Here is a 16,265-nt window from a genome sequence, read left to right as displayed (position 1 = left end):
GGCTCCCCGACGCTGACGGTTCACCCGGTAATTTCGAGATCCCGAGCTTGCGGCGCCGGTCCGACGCGCGGGGCGGCGCAGGCCGGACGACCTTCGCCGCCCGCGGACCGGCTAGTTCTCGAACAGGCCGATGTGCTCGTCGCCGAGCGCCTTCTTGAGCTTGCCGAGGGCCGAGTTCTGGATCTGGCGGATGCGCTCGCGCGACAGGTGGTACTGGTCCCCGATCTCGCGGAACGTGCGCTCCTCGTCGTCGCCGAGGCCGAAGCGCTTGCGGATCACGTCGGCCTCGATCGGCGACAGCTCGCCCATCAGCGACCGCACCTGCTTGGACAGCGCGGTCGTGGTGATGTCCTCTGCCGGGTTGGCGTCCTCGGTCAGCGGATCGGCCAGCATGTCGCCGAGCGCGCGCTCGTCGTCGTCGTGGATCGGCCGATCGAGGCTGAGCGGCTGGCCCATCAGGTAGCGGTGCATCTGGTTCAGCTTGGCCAGCGGCACCCGGGCGGCCTTCGCGACCTCCTGCGGCGTCGGCTGACGGCCGAGCTCGCGCACCAGGCCCTGGCGCACCTTCTCGAGCTGCTGCTGGGCCTCGAGCATGTGCACCGGGATGCGGACCGCGCGGGCCTTGTCGGCGAGCGCGCGCCCGATCGCGTGGCGGATCCACCAGCACGCGTAGGTCGAGAAGCGCAGGCCGCGGCGGTAGTCGAAGCGGCTGACCGCGTGCATCAGGCCCAGGTTGCCCTCCTGGATCAGGTCGGCGAGCGGCATGCCGCCGCGGTCGTAGCGCCGCGCCATGGTCACGACCAGGCGCAGGTTGCACTTCACGAACTCCTCGCGGAGCGCCGACGAGCCGCGGTAGGCCTCGTCGATGCCGGCCAGGTACGACGCGAACGCCGGGGCGCCGGCGGCGAACGCCACCTCCTCGGTGCCGCGCTTGTTGCCCTGCGCGATCGCGCGGGCCCGACGCAGCTCGCGGCGGACCGCGTCGATGTGCACGCGATCGAGGTCCTGCGTGCGCAGGGTCTCGGACAGTTCGCGCGCGGCGACGGTGAGGCGCGCGATCGCGCGCTTGTCGGTCTTCTTCGCGACCACCGCCTCGGCGGCCTTGAGGTACTTCTGCGGCTTGATCAGCTCGTCGAACTTGCCGGCCAGCATGGCGATGACCTCGGGGCCGACGTCGGCGCGCGCGAGCACGCGCTCCCAGGTCAGGATCTCCTGATCCTCGATGCCCTGCGACAGCTCGCGCTCCTGCTCGGGCCCGAGCAGCTCGTGCTCGGCGAGGTCGCGGAAGTACGTCGACAGGTGGTCATCCGAGTCGCTGCGCAAGAGCTTGGCGTCGGCGCCGGCCGGTCGGGCCGGCGCGTCGGCGGTGGCGGTGCGCGCCGGCGCGCTCGCGCGCCCGTGGGTCGTGCGCGTGGAGGTGCGGAGCTTGGTCTGGATGGGCTTGGTCATGACGTTCTCCCGCGATTCGGCCGCGGTGCGTGCCGATCGTTGTTCCGACGCTCGTCCAGCCGAAAACGTTGCGCGAGGGACGCGCGAATGCCCAGAAAGTCGGGCGGGGCGGGCGAGCGGATGTACTGCTACTACGACGGGCAACCGAACCGGTATCGGATCCGATTCCCAGCAGAGTGATCATCCGCCACCGTCGCCGCAATGCCTGCGATCGATCGAAATGTCCCCGAACGCCGTTCGGGTTGCTTAACCGCCTGAAATAAAAAAGAATCAGGGGCCGTGGACAGGACTGTTCGCGGACCGCGCGTCGACGATGCCGGGCCGCCGATTTCGGCCGGGATCACCCAGCGGCGAGGCCGACCGACTCGCCGGCGATGATCTTGAGCATCCGGTCGAGCAGCGACGCCTGGTCGGGGTGGATGATTCGCCGCGCCCGGGTGATCTCGATGAACTCCGCCTTGTCGACCTCCCACGAGGCGCACCGCGGGGCGGCGTCCTCGGGCGCGGCCCCGACGAAGCCGTGGACGCGCTTGCGCGAGCGGGTGTAGTCGACGTAGCCGACCGCCACCAGCGGTCCGGCGATCACGCCGGTTTCTTCCATGGTTTCGCGGCGGGCGGTGGCCTCGAGATCCTCGTCCGGATTGGGCTGCCCCTTGGGGATGCCCCAGGGCGCCCGGCGGTTGTAGGCCCCAGCGGGATGGACCAGGAGGACCTCGAGATCGTCGCCACGACTTCGATACAGGACCGTCCCCGCCGATTCACGCGACCTGACTTCACCGCGGGTCATACCAGGCACCTTGCGCAAAGAACTGCTCTCGCGCAACCGCTAGTCCAGCCGTCGCGGCGCAGAAAGTGGGTCGCGGGTACTGGTCAGGCCAGTGATCCAGCGGCGGCGCACCCGCCGCTACCCGCGGCCAGCTGCCGCGCGCACCGGGGCCCTGCGCCGTTGTGATACCGTCGAGAGATGTCGATCGAAGCACGTCAGCGCTGGTTCGCGACGATGATGGAGTCTGGGCTGACCCAGCAGATCTTCGCGCCGGCCGACGTCCTGCGCCACGCGACGCCGGAGGTGCTCGCGACCAACCTGCCGCCCGATCTCCTGTCGAAGGTCCTGGCCGCGTCGCTGGCCGCCGGGGCCATGACGCCCGAGGGGGTGCTCGAGACGGTCACGCCCGACGTGATGGCCCGACACCTGCCACACGACGTGCTCTGGGAGTGCATCGCTGCTGCGGCCGAGCGGGCCGGGATCGCCGGGGGCAGGTGACCGTGACGGCGGTAGCGACGCCGTCGGTGCTCGGGCTGCGGGCGTTCTTCACCGCCGCGATCGGCAGCGCGCTGGCGCTGGGGATGGCGACCCCCGACGACGTGCTGACCCACACGACGCCCGAGGTGCTGGCGACGCACCTGCCGCGGGCCGAGTGGACCAAGCTCTTGACGGCGTGCCTGGCCGCGCCGCGCACCGACGCGCGCCTCGTGGTCGACACGATCACCGTGCCGGTGCTCTGCGAGCACATCCCGCTGCCGATCCTGTGGGCGTGCCTGGCGCAGATCGCCGCCCGCGGGCTGGGCCGCGGGCTGGTCGCGCCGCCGCCTGCGGTCGCGGCCGCCAAGACGCCGACCGCGGTCGCCGCGGTGGCCGCGGCCCTGGCGCCGGCGGCTGCCCCGACCGCGACCGCGGCGACGGCGGCCCCGACCCGCGCGTCGACGAGCGACGAGCGCACCGCCGAGGTCGCGCGGCTCGCGCCGACGCCGCCCGCGCCGCCCGCGCCGCCCGCGCCCGCGGCGCCGCTGCCCGCCGCACCCGTGGCCGCGCGCCCGACGAGCGGCGACAACGGCGCCCGGACCACGCGCAGCGCCGAGCCGCCGCCGCTCGGAGACCCGCCGGCGCCGCCGCGCAGCAACGGCGCCACCCCGCGCACGACCCTCGGGGTGCGGCGCCCGCAGGCCGCCGCCGCGATGTCGCATCGCAAGTCCGATCCGCGCCCGGCGCCGGGCCGGGCCTCGACCGCCACCGACTTCGAGATCGAGACCGATCTCGGCGAGGCCTGGAAGAAGGAGCCCGAGCCCGTCGACGAGGATCAGCTCATCGACTGGTCGCAGTCCGAGGAGACCCAGACCGGCTCCGAGGGTCTCAGCGATCGCAAGCGCTGAACGCGACGCGACCGCTCCCGCACCTGCCCGCCGCTCGCTGTCGATCGACCGAGGGCTCGATCGTTCGTGGGCACTGTAGGGATTGAACCTACGACTTACGCCGTGTGAAGGCGTCACTCTGCCGCTGAGTTAAGCGCCCGAGACGTGCGTTGTGTAGCCGTCGCCCGCGCGCGTGTCAACGGGTCCATGGCGACGAAGCGCCGGGGACGCATGGTACCAACGAGGGATGCAGCGAACCGCCATCGCCACGCCCCAGGCGCCGGCCGCGATCGGGCCGTACTCCCAGGCCATCCGCATCGGCGCCATGGTGTTCACCTCGGGCCAGATCCCGCTCGACCCCGCCACCGGGCAGATGCTCACCGGCGACATCGCCGCCGAGACCCGGCTGGTGCTCGACAACCTCGGCGCGGTCCTGGCCGCGGCGGGCGCCGGCTTCGCCGACGTCGTCAAGTCGACCATCTTCCTCACCGACCTCGCCGACTTCGCGGCGGTCAACGAGATCTACGCCCAGCGCTTCACCGGCGCGCCGCCGGCGCGGTCGACGGTGCAGGTGGCGCGGCTGCCGAAGGACGCCCGGGTCGAGATCGAGCTGGTCGCGTTCGTCGGAGGTGCCGCGTGAGCGACGCGATCCAGTCGGTCCTGACCGAGGACCGCGTGTTCCCGCCGCCGGCCGAGTTCGCCGAGTCGGCCCGGGTCGGCAGCATGGCCGCGTACGAGGCGCTCGCCGCCCGCGCCCGCAAGGACCCCGACGGGTTCTGGGCCGAGATCGCCGGCGAGCTGCGCTGGTCGACGCCGTGGCAGCGGGTGCTCGACTGGCAGTCGCCCGACGCGCGCTGGTTCGTCGGCGGCCGCACCAACATCTCGGTCAACTGCCTCGACCGGCACCTCGACGGCCCGCGCAAGAACAAGGCGGCGCTGCTGTTCGAGGGCGAGCCCGGCGACACCAAGGTGCTCACCTACCACCAGCTCCACCGCGCGGTGTGCCAGGCCGCCAACGCGCTCCACGATCTGGGCGTGCGCGCCGGCGACTTCGTCGCGATCTACCTGCCGATGATCCCCGAGGCGGTGATCGCGATGCTGGCGTGCGCGCGCATCGGCGCGCCGCACACGGTGGTCTTCGGCGGCTTCTCGGCCGAGGCCCTCGCCGATCGCGTGCGCGACTGCAAGGCGCAGCTGATCATCACCTCCGACGGCGGCTGGCGCCGCGGCGCGATCGTGCCGCTCAAGGCCAACGTCGATCGCGCGCTGACCCAGGGCGAGGGCTGCCCCGACGTCGAGCACGTGCTGGTCGTGCGCCGGACCGCCCAGGACATCGACTTCCGCGTCAACCGCGACAAGTGGTGGCACGAGGTCGTCGACAAGGCCAGCCCGCGCCACGTCGCCCCGCCGCTGCCGGCCGAGCACACGCTGTTCTCGCTGTACACCAGCGGCACCACCGGCAAGCCCAAGGGCATCGTCCACACCACCGGCGGCTACCAGGTCGGCGCGTACTACACGACCAAGATGGTCTTCGACCTGCGCGAGGACGACATCTTCTGGTGCACCGCCGACATCGGCTGGGTCACCGGCCACTCGTACGTGGTCTACGGGCCGCTGATGAACGGCGCGACGGTCATGCTCTACGAGGGCGCGCCCAACCAGCCGGCGCCGGATCGGTTCTGGGACATCATCGCGCGCTGGGGCGTGACGGTGTTCTACACCGCGCCCACCGCCATCCGCGCGTTCATGCGCTGGGGCGACGAGTACCCGGCCGCGCACGATCTGTCGTCGCTGCGCCTGCTGGGCTCGGTCGGCGAGCCGATCAACCCCGAAGCGTGGATGTGGTACCGGCGCACGATCGGCGGCGACCGCTGCCCGATCGTCGACACCTGGTGGCAGACCGAGACCGGCTCGATCATGATCTCGCCGCTGCCGGGCGCGACGCCGACCAAGCCGGGCTCGGCCACCAAGCCGCTGCCCGGGATCGAGGTCGACGTCGTCGACAAGCACGGCGTGTCGGTCGGCGACAACCAGGGCGGCTTCCTGGTGATCCGGCGGCCGTGGCCGTCGATGCTGCGCACGATCTTCGGCGACCACGAGCGGTTCGCGAAGACCTACTTCGGTGAGATCCCCGGCGTGTACTTCGCCGGCGACGGCGCCCGGCGGGACCCCGACGGCTACTTCTGGATCATGGGTCGCGTCGACGACGTCATCAACGTCGCCGGCCACCGGCTCTCGACGATGGAGGTCGAGAGCGCGCTGGTCTCGCACCCCAAGGTGGCCGAGGCCGCGGTGGTGGGCCGCCCCGACGAGCTCAAGGGCCAGGCCATCGTCGCGTTCGTGACGCCGCGGTCCGGGGTGGTGGCCGACGAGGCGCTGGCCAAGGAGCTGCGCGGCCACGTCGCCGACCAGATCGGCGCGCTGGCGCGCCCGGAGGAGATCCGGTTCGCCGACGCGCTGCCGAAGACCCGCTCGGGCAAGATCATGCGGCGGCTGCTGCGCGAGATCGCGAGCGGCTCGACGGCCCGCGGCGACACGACGACGCTCGAGGATCAGAACGTCCTGGAGCGCCTGGCCCAGAGCCACGCCGGCGACGAGTAGCGCGCCGACGGCGACGACGCTCGAGGATCAGGCCACCGGCGACGACGCTCGAGGATCAGGACGTCCGGGCGCGCCGGGCCCAGCGCCACGTCAGCGACGAGTCGCGCGCCGCCGGCGCCGACGCTCGAGGATCAGGACGTCCTGACGCGCCTGGCCCAGCGCCACGCCGGCGACGCGCCGCCGGCGGTCACTTGAACAGCTGCCACCATGGGCGCGCCGCGGCGAGCTCGGCGGGGGCGGCCGGCGCCGCGCTCTTGCCGTGGCCGTGGCCCTTGGTGGCCTTGGCCTTGGCGACCGGCGCCGTGGCGCGGGGCTCCTCGCCGCAGCGGCAGCGCTTGGCCCGGGGCACGTCGCCCAGGACCTGCTCGACGTGCATGCCGCAGCCGGCGAAGGTGGGCTTGTTGCATTGGCTACAGTTGACGCGACGACACATGAGGGACCTCGGCGTTCGGGATGTGTCTCGACCATGAGCACGCGCCGTGCCGGCCCCGGGACGCGCGCAGGTGCGCGAACTCAGGCCGGTCGTCCGCGCCGGCGCAGCGTGGTGAAACCGGCGGCGGTCGCAGGGCTGTTGCAGGGCGTTGCAGGCGCCGCGGTCAGCGCGGCACCAGCACGGTGACCGACGACGGCGGCAGGTCGACCCGGAACGCGTTGGTGGCGGTGGCCGTGACGGCGGCGCCCGGCGTGATCGTCGGGCTGGCGCCGGCCAGGACCCAGCGGTCGGCGGTCGTCAGGGTGCGCGGCGCCGCCACCGTGACGCCGGCGGTCAGGGGACCGGTCGACTTGTTGATCAGCACGATCACCTGGCGGCCGCCGAAGTCGTCGTCGGAGCCGTAGGCGGTCACCCGGGCGGCGTCGGTGGTGGTGGCGCTGACGCTGGTGCCGCCGAAGCCGGCCCCGGCGCCGTCGTAGCTGGTGAAGATCCGCAGGCCGGCCAGCAAGAACTGCTCGCGCGCGGTCGGGCGCAGGAGCCACAGCGTGGCCAGCCCGACCTGCTCGCGACCGAGGACGCCGAGCACGTCGGCGGTGGCGATCGCGCCGCTGATGTGGTCGCCGCCGCCGTAGTTCCACTCGGTGAACGCCAGCTTGGTGCCGGGGTAGTGGGCGTCGATGTCGGCGCGCAGCGACGGCAGGAGCGCGATCGGCGCGTGCAGGAAGTCGTTGACGATCCAGCTGTCCTCCGCGTAGGTCGGGTCCCACAGCGAGCGCGGGGCCTGGACCCGCGCGGCCGCGCCGGTGCCGTCGGCGACGTCGGAGATGCGGCGGCCGTCGCCCTGGGCCTCGGGGTACCAGTGCAGATCGAGGTAGTCGACGAGCCGGTGGCCGGCCTGGGTCTCGGCCGCGCGCAGGCCGTCGAGGAAGAACGGGATGAACCGGCGGCCAGCGCCGTCGGGCGCGCTCTGCAAGGTCTCGTAGCCGGCGAAGCCGTAGCTGACGAAGCCCAGCACCTCGGCCGCGGGCCACGCGTCCTTGACGGCGGCGGCGAACCGCGTGGTCCGCTCGAGCAGCTCGGCGTAGGTCACCGGCGTCGGGTGGACCCGGGCGTGGGTCGACGACCACAGGTCGGGCTCGTTGTCGAGATCGACCAGGACCCGCACGTCGCTCCAGGTGCGCCGGATGAAGTCGACGGCCTCGTCCTGGTAGACCGCGCCGTCGCCGAGATCGGGCGTCGCGGCGAACGCGCCGCCCTTGCGGGCGACGTTGGCGACGAAGCGGGTGTCGAGGAAGTTGGCGCCCGAGTTGCGGACGTCGCCGACGCAGGCCGGCGGTCCCTGGCCGCCGTCGCCGAGGTCGTCGTGGTCGGCGGCGACGTGGTCGATGATCGGCACCGTCACCAGCGCCGCGGTGCCGCGGGCGCGGGCGTCGTCGAGCGTGGCGCGGTAGGCGGCCGCGGGCGGGGTGCCGGGGCCGCCGAAGGTGCGGTCGTTCTGGAAGCAGTAGTCGCTGCCGGCGTTGGACGCGTTGTTCTCCCAGTTGTACGCGGTCAGGCGGTTGCCGCCGACGCGCTGGATCCGCGGGCGGTCGCGCGCGACGTCGGCGCCGCCGTTGACGCCGTAGATCAGCGGCGAGATCGTGGCGCGGGCGCGGTCGACCCGGACGTCGACGCGCACGTCGGCCGCGCCGGGATCGCCGGGCTCGACGATCGTGCCGAGGTCGGCGTCCTGGCCGGCGTCGACGCCGGCGTCGAGCGCGGGCGCGCCGCCGTCGCCGCCGCACGCGGCCGCCGCCACCAGGCCGGCGAGGATCACTCGGGAGAGCTGCATGGCGCGAGGGTACCGCCGGCGCGGGCGCCGGTGGGGGCGCGATCAGCCGGGCGGCTGCCAGGGGGCGCCGGTGGCCGCGTCGACGTGGGCCAGGGCCAGGCCGCGCGGGCCCAGCGTCATCGTGCCCCAGACGATCGGCAGATCGAAGCGCCGCGGCCCGACCGAGCCGGGGTTGAAGATCGCGACGCCGCGATCGCGCCCGATGAACGGCACGTGCGAGTGGCCGCAGACGACCAGGTGCGCGCCGACCGCGGCGGCGCGCCGCGCGACCTCACCGCGCAGCCGCGGCCCGGCCACGCCGATGTGCACCAGCAAGATCCGCAGCGCGCTGCCGCCAGTCACGTCGAGGATCAGCTCGTCGGGCAGGGCCAGATCGCCGTCGATGTTGCCGCGGATCGCGTGGACCGGCGCGATCGCGGCCAGGTCGTCGACGACCGCCTGGGCGCCGATGTCGCCGGCGTGGACGATGGCGTCGGGCGCCCACGCGGCCAGGTGCGCGTGCGCGGCCGGGTGGGGCCGGGCGTGGGTGTCGGCCCAGACCGCCAGGCGCAGGGTGCCGTCGGCGCGCCGGGGCAGGGCGACGGCGTGATCGAGCGGGGCCATGGCCCGGGTGTAGCGCACCCCGGCCGCGCCACGAAGCGCGACCGATCACCGCGCGATCGCCGCGTCGAGGACGGCCCCGCGCCGTCGCGGGCGCGCAGGCGCCGTGGCACGATGGCCCATGCTGTCCGCGACCGACCGTCCGTCGGCGATCGTCCTGGCCGGGGCCTCGGCCCTGGGGGCCTACCAGGCCGGCGTGCTGCGCTACCTGGTGCGCGAGGTCGCCCGCGATCTGCCGCGGCCGTTCGGGTTCGACATCCTGTCGGGCACCTCGGCCGGCAGTATCAACGCGCTCGCCCTGGCGGCGGCCGCCGCGGATCCCGTGGCCGCGGTCGACCGGGTGTGCGCGGCGTGGTCGGCCCTCGACCTGCGCGCGGTGCTGCGGCCCTCGGCGATCGAGGTGCTGGCGATGACCGCGGACGTGGCCGGGATCCCGGGGCGGCTCAAGCGCGCGCTGCGGGCCCACGGCGTCCGCGGCGGCCTGCTCGACGCGCGGCCGTTCGAGCGCATCCTCACGGCGATGGTCTCGACGCCGGCGATCGCCGCGCACCTCGCGGCCGGCCACCTGCGGGCGATCGCGGTCGCGACCACCCAGGTCGCGAGCGGCCGGGCGGTGGTGTTCCACCAGAGCCGGTTGCCGGTCCGGTCCGGCGGCGCGGCGGGCGCGATGGTCCCGGCGACGCTGACGGTCCGGCACGCGCTCGCGTCCGCGGCGATCCCGTTGCTGTTCCCGGCGGTGACCCTCGACGGGGATCTCTACTGCGACGGCGGGCTGCGCCAGATGGTGCCGCTGTCGCCGGCGATCAACCTGGGCGCGCGGCGGGTGCTGCTGGTCAACCCCGGCAGCGGCGAGCGCCCCGGGCCGGCCGAGGCCGCGGCCCGGCGCGAGGCGGCCTCGTCGCCGCTGTACCTGGCCGGCAAGGCGCTCAACGCGCTGTTCGTCGACGGCCTCGACAGCGATCTCGATCGCCTGACCAGGATCAACCAGCTGCTCGAGGCCGGGACCCGCCGGTACGGGCCGGGCTTCGTCGACGACCTCGGCGCCGAGCTGACCGCGATGGGCGTGCCGCCGATGACGCCGGTCGAGGTCGTCCACCTCGAGCCGTCGCGCGACGTGGGCGCGATGGCGGCCGAGCTCGTCGGCACGAGCCGGTTCGCGGCCGGGCGCGGCGCCGCCGGCGTCGCGCTGCGCTGGCTCGCCGACGGCGACCCCCACCGCGTCGGCGACCTGCTGTCGTACCTGCTGTTCGACGGCGCGTTCGCGCGCGCGCTGATCGAGCTCGGTCAGGCCGACGCGCGCGCCCGGCACGCCGAGCTGGTCGCGCTGTTCGCCTGACGGGCCCGCTCGATCAGGGCGCGGTCGAGGCGTCGTCGCGGTCGTCGCCGAGGTCGTCGCCGGACGCGTCGGCCTCGGACGCGTCGGCCTCGTCGGCGTCGGCCGCGTCGGCGGCGGCGTCGGGGCTCGGCGGCTCGGTCGCCGCCGTCGGCTCGGCGCCGACCGGCGTCAGCTCGGCGAGGTAGCGGTCGAGGACCGTGACGATCTGCTCGTGCGCGGCGCGCACGCCCAGCTTCTGGCGGCGGCTGTGGCCGTTGGTGACCAGCGAGAACACCAGGGTCCGGCCGCCGCGGCCCTCGAGCAGGCCCGACAGGGCGATCACGCCGGTGAGCGTCCCGGTCTTGGCGTGGACCCGGCCGCGCAGGGGCGAGCGGAAGCGGCCACGCAGCGTGCCGTCGACGCCGCCGATCGACAGCGACGCGCGGAACGCGCGCGCCCGGTCGGCGTCGAAGGTCGCGGTCGGCGTCGCGGTCACCGTCGACGGCGTGGGCACGGGCGCCGACTCGGTCGCCGCGGCGGTCGCCGCCCGCAGCACCGTCACGATCTGGCGCGGCGACAGCGCGGTCCGGTACGACAGGCCCGAGCCGGTGTCGATCACCGCGTCGTTGCGACCGATGCGCCCGGCGCGATCGAGCCACGCGTACATGGCGTCGACGCCGTCGTCCATCGCCGGCAGCTCGTCGTGGGCCAGCGCGGTCGTCGTCGTGAGGATGCGGTCGGCCAGCCAGTTGATGCTGCGCTTGTTGACCCGGGCGACGATCTCGGCGAGCGGCGCCGAGCGGTGCGCGCCGAGCACGATCGGCAGGTGCCCGGTGGGCGCGGCCTCGGCCACGAACTGCTCGAGGCTGGCGACGTGGACGTCGCCCTCGACCGCGACCCCGGCCTTGGTCAGCGCGGCGCGCGCGAGGTGCGCGGTGTACAGGTTGCGATCCTTGGCGACGACCGCGCGCTCGAGGGACTTGCCCTTGCCGATCGTGCCGGTGATGGTGACCTGGACCCGGGGCCGGCCGTCGCGCTCGACCACCGTCGAGCGGACCGAGATGCCGGCGCCCTTCTTGACCTTGGCGCGCTTGCCCGTGGTCGCGAGGTTGACGACCTCGAGGTAGTCGCTGTTCGGGCCGACCGACACCGAGGCGCTGCGGCCCGGCGTGCCCGCGCGGACCGCGACCCAGAACCGCGCCCGGTAGATGGCGTCGCGGCTGGGCTGGGCGCCGACCACGACGTCGCCCTTGATGACGCGGACCCCGTCGGCGGCCACGGCCTCGGCCAGCTCGCTCAGGCCGCCGCTGGTGAGCGTCGGGTCGAAGGTGCCGTGCAGGTAGACCGAGCCGGCGACCACGCCGTCGGCGTCGGGCGCGGCGCCGAGCAGCCGGGTGGAGTAGCGGAAGTCGGGGCCGACCTGGGCCAGCGCGGTCGCGGTCGAGATCAGCTTGACGTTCGACGCCGGGTTGAGCGGATCGTCGGGGTGGATCGCGAACAGCTCCGCGCCGGTGGCGGCGTCGGCGACGTACAGGCCGGTCGTGCCGAACCGCAGCGGGCCGCGCAGGATCGCGTCGAGGGCGTCGGCGGTGCGCTCGGCGGCGGTGACCGCCACCGGCGCGCGCCGGATCCGGGCCTCGCTGGGGCCGCGCACGGCGCCCGCGACGGTGACCCGGGGCGTGGCCGCCGGCCGCCGCGGTGGGGTGGCCTTGCCGCGGGTCGCCGTGGCCTTGGCCGTCGGTCGGACCTTGGCGCGGACGCTCTTGCTGTGCTGGCTGGCGGTGACGACCGGCTTCTTGCCGCGGGTGCGCGGCTGGGCCTCGGCCGGCGACGGCCCGACGGCGAGCGCCCACAGCACCGCGACCAGCCCGAGGCGGGTGAGCGCGCCGCGGGTCATGCGCGCACCATCACGTAGCTCGCGCCGGTGCCGCCCTCGGCGGGACGGGCGGGGCAGAAGGCCGCGACCAGCCCCGAGGCCGGCCCCGACAGGTGGTGGATGACGAGGTCGCGCAGGGTGGCGACGCCGCCCGAGTGCAGGCCCTTGCCGTGGATCACGAGCACGCAGCGGCGGCGCAGGCGCACCGACTCGAGGAGGAACCGCTCGAGGGCCGGCGCCGCGGCCGCGGTGGTGAGGCCGTGGAGGTCGAGCGTGGCCTCGACGCGGACGCTGCCGCGGCGCAGCTCGGCCAGCTGCGCGCGGTTGACGCCGGGCGCGCGTGCGCTGACCTCGTCGTCGGTGCCCTCGAGCGTCATCGCCTGGAGCGGCGGCAGCACGGCGGCGGGGATCACCGCGGTCTTGACGGGCATCGGCGGCACCCGGTCGCGCTGGGCCAGGGGGATCGCGCCGTCGATGGCGCCCAGGAACAGCGCCTCGTCCTCGGGGCTGACCCGGGGCCGCGGGGCGCGCGCTGGTTTCGACTGCCGACCCATCCTTCCAACCTAGGGCAACGCCGCCGCGCAGGCCAGAAAACTCCGCGATTCTGAACGATGCCGCGGCGCCGGCGTCACATGCGGCGAGCGCGTGTGAGCCCGGTCGCGCGGCGATCTTCGTCGAGCGGCCGTAGAATCGCGCGATGTCGGTCCTCGTCCGCGTCGTCGCCGGTGTGGTGGTGTGTGTGCTCGGCTGCAGCGACCCCGAGCAGGTGACCGCGCTGGTCGACGCCGCGCCCGACGGGCCGGTGGTCGGTCCCGGGCGCTACGACGATCCGGCCGACTTCGACCGCAGCGGCTGCGTGGCCGGCAGCCTGGCGGGCCTCGATCCCCAGGCCATCTACCACCTGCAGGTCGACTTCGAGGGGTTCGTGTCGACGACGGCGGCGCGGCTCGACGTCCTGGGCGACGGCCAGTTCGGCGGCGTCCTGGCCGGCCGCGACGCGACCCGGGCGCTGGCCTCGGCCGACGACATCTTCCTGTACCGGGAGATCGATCCCGAGAACACCCGCACGCTCGATCTGTGCGCGCAGGTCGACGGCTTCGTCACCGGCCAGTACGCCTACTGCAGCAGCCAGGGCTGCTTCCTGGGCACGGTGCGCGGCAAGGCGGTCCGGCGCCTGGCCGAGCCAGCGGCGTCGGGCCTGGTGCTCCTGGGCGAGTACAGCGACCCGACCTGGGCCCCGGGCATCGGCGTCAACGTGCGCGTCGACGGCGACCTCGCGTACCTGGCGCGCTACCAGGACGGCCTGCGCATCCTCGACATCGCCGACCCGGCCCACGTCGTCGAGGTCGGCCACGCGCCCACCGAGGACGCCCAGGGCCGCGAGATCTACAACGACGTCAAGCTCGCCCGCGCCAACGGCCGCCGCTACGCCATCGTCGGGTCGAACCTGGCGGGCGCGGTGGTCTGGGACGTGACCACGCCGGCCGCGCCGACCTTGGTCGCGCACATGGGCACCTCGATCGGCGGCGATCCGATCAACGTCCATACGGTGTTCGTCGACGGCGGCAAGGCCTACCTCGCCAACACCGACCTCGGCCTCGAGATCTACGATCTCGCCGACCCGGCGGCGCCGGTGCGGCTCGGGCAGGTGGCCAACCCGAGCGCCAGCGGCGACGTGTTCCTGCACGACCTGTCGGTGCAGGGCGATCGCGCCTACCTCAACTTCTGGGAGGCCGGCATGGTCATCGCCGACGTCGCCGATCCGGCCGCGCCGGCCGTGGTCGGGACCTTCGCGAACTACGGCGAGACCTCGAGCCACTCGAACTGGGTCACCCAGGTCGGGAGCCGCCGCATCGCCGCCCACGGCGACGAGCAGTGGGGCTCGCACCTGCGCCTCGTCGACGTGACCGAGGGGACCGCGGGCTTCCTGGGCCAGACCGGCGCGTGGAAGACCCGGGACGAGGTCAGCGCCCACAACATCATGGCGTTCGGCTCGATCGTCTACGTCGCCTACTACCAGGACGGCGTGCGCCTGATCGACATCGCCGATCCGGCGGCTCCGCGCGAGGTCGCGTGGTTCAACACCTGGCCCGGCTACGACCGCGGCTACGGCTACAGCTTCTACGAGGGCGCGGTCGGCATCGACGTCGACGTCGCCCGCCGGCGGGTCTACGTGGCCGACTCGAACCGGAACCTGATGATCCTGGCCGACACCCGACCGTAGCGCCGGGGCGCGGCCCGTCGCGTCTGGCGACGGTCGTTGCCTTTGGCAACGCGCCGGCGATCGCCCGGATCGGCGGCCGCGGCCGTCGGATCCGTGGGCCGCCGCTTGATCGCCCGGGCGCACACGTTGCATCGTCGCCGACGGATGTTCGCCACCGATCCCCCGGTCCGCCCCACCGTCGCCTACTTCTGCATGGAGTTCGGGCTCGACGCCCGCTTCACCATCTACTCCGGCGGCCTGGGCATCCTGGCCGGCGACCACATGAAGTCCGCCAGCGACCTGCGGCTGCCGGTGATCGGCATCGGCCTCCTGTGGGACCACGGCTACGTCGATCAGCGGCTCGACGAGCACGGCTACCCGGTCGATCGGTACATGGCGACCGATCGCGACGGGCTCGAGCAGGTCACGCTGCCGCACGGCGGGGTCGAGGTCAGCATCCGCGGCGAGACCGTGCCGCTGATCGCGTGGCGGGTGCGGCGCTACCTGTCGGGCGAGCTCTACCTGCTCGAGCCGGCCCGGCCCGAGCACCGGTGGGTGACCGCGCGCCTGTACGGCGGCGGCTCCGACGATCGCCTCGCTCAGGAGATCGTGCTCGGCGTCGGCGGCGTGCGGCTGCTCGCGGCGATGGGCCGCCACCCCGACGTCTACCACTGGAACGAGGGCCACGCGGTGTTCGCCGGCCTCGAGCTCTTGCGCTCGAACCGCTTCGGCGGCGGCGAGCTGCACGAGCGCATGGCCCGGCTGCGGCCGCACTGCGTCTTCACCACCCACACGCCGGTCGCGGCCGGCAACGAGATCCACGATCTGCCGACGGTGCGCCGCATGAGCGCCGACCTCGGCTTCACCGACGGCGAGCTCGCCTCGATCGGCGGCGATCCGTTCTCGATGACCGTGGCCGGCCTGCGCCTGGCGCGCCTGGCCAACGCGGTCGCGGCGCTGCACGGCGACACCGCCCGCGCGATGTGGAAGAGCGTCGAGGGCGCGGCGCCGATCATCTCGATCACCAACGGCGTGCACGTGCCGACCTGGCAGGACCCGCGCATCCGCGCCGCCCTGGCGCCAGGCAAGGGCGAGGCCGAGCGCGCGACCGGGCTGTGGACCGCGCACCGGACCATGCGCGCCGAGCTGTCGGCGCTGGTCCACGCGCGCACCGGCGTCACGCTCGATCGCGACAAGCTCATCATCGGGTTCGCGCGGCGCGCCGCCGGCTACAAGCGCGCCGACCTGATCCTCGGCGACGACGACCGCCTGAGCACGCTGCTCGAGCGGGCGCAGATCGTCTACGCCGGCAAGGCCCACCCGCGCGACGCCACCGGCAAGGCCCTGGTGGCGCGCCTGGCCGAGGCCACGCGCCGCTGGCCCGGCAAGGTGGTCTTCCTCGAGAGCTACGACATGACCCTGGGCGCGGCGTTGACCCGCGGCTGCGACGTCTGGCTCAACAACCCGCGCCGACCGCTCGAGGCCTCGGGCACGTCGGGCATGAAGGCCGCGATGAACGGCGTGCCCAACGTCAGCATCCTCGACGGCTGGTGGCCCGAGGGCTGCGAGCACGGCGTCACCGGCTGGAAGATCGGCGACCCCGAGCCCGGCGACGACGACGTCGACGAGGCCCACGTGGCCGCGGTCGACGTCCGCGATCGCGGCCGCCTCTACGACGTGTTCGAGCGCGAGGTGCTGCCGACCTTCGCCGATCGCGCCGCCTGGGTCCGCGTGATGGAGGCGTCGATCGCGATGTCGAGCTGGCGCTTCTCCTCGGACCGGATGGTCGAGGAGTACTTCGCGCGGGTCTACCGCGGGTGAGGCGCC

At 73.9% G+C, this 16,265-nt stretch carries 14 protein-coding genes and 1 tRNA gene; 7 read left to right on the top strand and 8 right to left on the bottom strand.

The features are described from left to right. Positions 1-111: 111 nt before the first annotated feature. Positions 112-1,449 carry a sigma-70 family RNA polymerase sigma factor gene (locus tag IPL61_00645; GenBank protein ID MBK9029847.1) on the bottom strand — a complete coding sequence of 446 codons (1,338 nt, stop codon included), beginning with the start codon at positions 1,447-1,449 and terminating at the stop codon, positions 112-114. A gap of 340 nt (positions 1,450-1,789) precedes the next feature. Beyond that, positions 1,790-2,254: an NUDIX domain-containing protein gene (locus IPL61_00640; GenBank protein ID MBK9029846.1), complete on the bottom strand. Its 465-nt coding sequence runs from the start codon at positions 2,252-2,254 to the stop codon at positions 1,790-1,792. A 159-nt stretch (positions 2,255-2,413) separates the two neighbouring features. On the opposite strand from IPL61_00640, the gene IPL61_00635 reads away from it, so the two are divergent. Continuing rightward, a complete protein-coding gene (locus IPL61_00635; GenBank protein ID MBK9029845.1) occupies positions 2,414-2,713 on the top strand; it encodes a hypothetical protein in 300 nt (99 codons plus the stop codon). 2 nt (positions 2,714-2,715) lie between these two features. After that, positions 2,716-3,600 carry a hypothetical protein gene (locus IPL61_00630; protein ID MBK9029844.1) on the top strand — a complete coding sequence of 295 codons (885 nt, stop codon included), beginning with the start codon at positions 2,716-2,718 and terminating at the stop codon, positions 3,598-3,600. Positions 3,601-3,667: 67 nt separating this feature from the next. Here IPL61_00630 and IPL61_00625 read toward each other — a convergent pair. Further along, positions 3,668-3,739, bottom strand: a tRNA-Val gene (locus IPL61_00625). A gap of 87 nt (positions 3,740-3,826) precedes the next feature. Between IPL61_00625 and IPL61_00620 the strand changes: the two genes are divergently transcribed. Both IPL61_00620 and acs read left to right on the top strand, forming a co-directional pair. Next, a complete protein-coding gene (locus tag IPL61_00620) occupies positions 3,827-4,219 on the top strand; it encodes a reactive intermediate/imine deaminase (protein MBK9029843.1) in 393 nt (130 codons plus the stop codon). After that, positions 4,216-6,180, top strand: coding sequence for an acetate--CoA ligase (gene acs, locus IPL61_00615; GenBank protein MBK9029842.1), 1,965 nt, complete (start codon positions 4,216-4,218; stop codon positions 6,178-6,180). Before IPL61_00620 ends, acs begins: the two co-directional genes overlap by 4 nt. A gap of 187 nt (positions 6,181-6,367) precedes the next feature. Here acs and IPL61_00610 read toward each other — a convergent pair whose 3' ends face one another. The 3 genes from IPL61_00610 to IPL61_00600 all read right to left on the bottom strand — a co-directional run bounded on the left by IPL61_00610 (position 6,368) and on the right by IPL61_00600 (position 9,047). Beyond that, a complete protein-coding gene (locus tag IPL61_00610) occupies positions 6,368-6,613 on the bottom strand; it encodes a hypothetical protein (protein ID MBK9029841.1) in 246 nt (81 codons plus the stop codon). A gap of 163 nt (positions 6,614-6,776) precedes the next feature. Further along, positions 6,777-8,444 carry an endoglucanase A gene (locus IPL61_00605; protein ID MBK9029840.1) on the bottom strand — a complete coding sequence of 556 codons (1,668 nt, stop codon included), beginning with the start codon at positions 8,442-8,444 and terminating at the stop codon, positions 6,777-6,779. Between the two features lie 42 nt (positions 8,445-8,486). Then, on the bottom strand, positions 8,487-9,047 hold the full coding sequence (locus IPL61_00600; GenBank protein MBK9029839.1) for a metallophosphoesterase family protein: 561 nt from the start codon (positions 9,045-9,047) through the stop codon (positions 8,487-8,489). Positions 9,048-9,165: 118 nt separating this feature from the next. Between IPL61_00600 and IPL61_00595 the strand changes: the two genes are divergently transcribed. Continuing rightward, a complete protein-coding gene (locus IPL61_00595) occupies positions 9,166-10,380 on the top strand; it encodes a patatin-like phospholipase family protein (GenBank protein MBK9029838.1) in 1,215 nt (404 codons plus the stop codon). Positions 10,381-10,393: 13 nt separating this feature from the next. On the opposite strand, the gene IPL61_00590 is transcribed toward IPL61_00595, so the two are convergent. Together IPL61_00590 and IPL61_00585 are read right to left on the bottom strand one after the other, a co-directional pair. Beyond that, positions 10,394-12,256 carry a D-alanyl-D-alanine carboxypeptidase gene (locus IPL61_00590; protein ID MBK9029837.1) on the bottom strand — a complete coding sequence of 621 codons (1,863 nt, stop codon included), beginning with the start codon at positions 12,254-12,256 and terminating at the stop codon, positions 10,394-10,396. Beyond that, positions 12,253-12,789 carry a Smr/MutS family protein gene (locus IPL61_00585; protein ID MBK9029836.1) on the bottom strand — a complete coding sequence of 179 codons (537 nt, stop codon included), beginning with the start codon at positions 12,787-12,789 and terminating at the stop codon, positions 12,253-12,255. The genes IPL61_00590 and IPL61_00585 overlap by 4 nt, the downstream gene beginning before the upstream one ends. Before the next feature lie 143 nt (positions 12,790-12,932). Here IPL61_00585 and IPL61_00580 point away from each other — a divergent pair, with 143 nt between their 5' ends. Then, positions 12,933-14,459, top strand: coding sequence for a hypothetical protein (locus IPL61_00580; GenBank protein ID MBK9029835.1), 1,527 nt, complete (start codon positions 12,933-12,935; stop codon positions 14,457-14,459). 144 nt (positions 14,460-14,603) lie between these two features. Further along, positions 14,604-16,259 (top strand): alpha-glucan family phosphorylase, encoded by a 1,656-nt coding sequence (gene glgP / locus IPL61_00575; GenBank protein MBK9029834.1) that lies wholly within the window; start codon positions 14,604-14,606, stop codon positions 16,257-16,259. The last annotated feature ends 6 nt before the right edge of the window (positions 16,260-16,265 follow it).

Source organism: Myxococcales bacterium (genome assembly GCA_016717005.1).
Taxonomy (GTDB): Bacteria; Myxococcota_A; Polyangia; order Haliangiales; family Haliangiaceae; genus UBA2376.
This window is presented reverse-complemented; position numbering and strand designations above follow the sequence as displayed.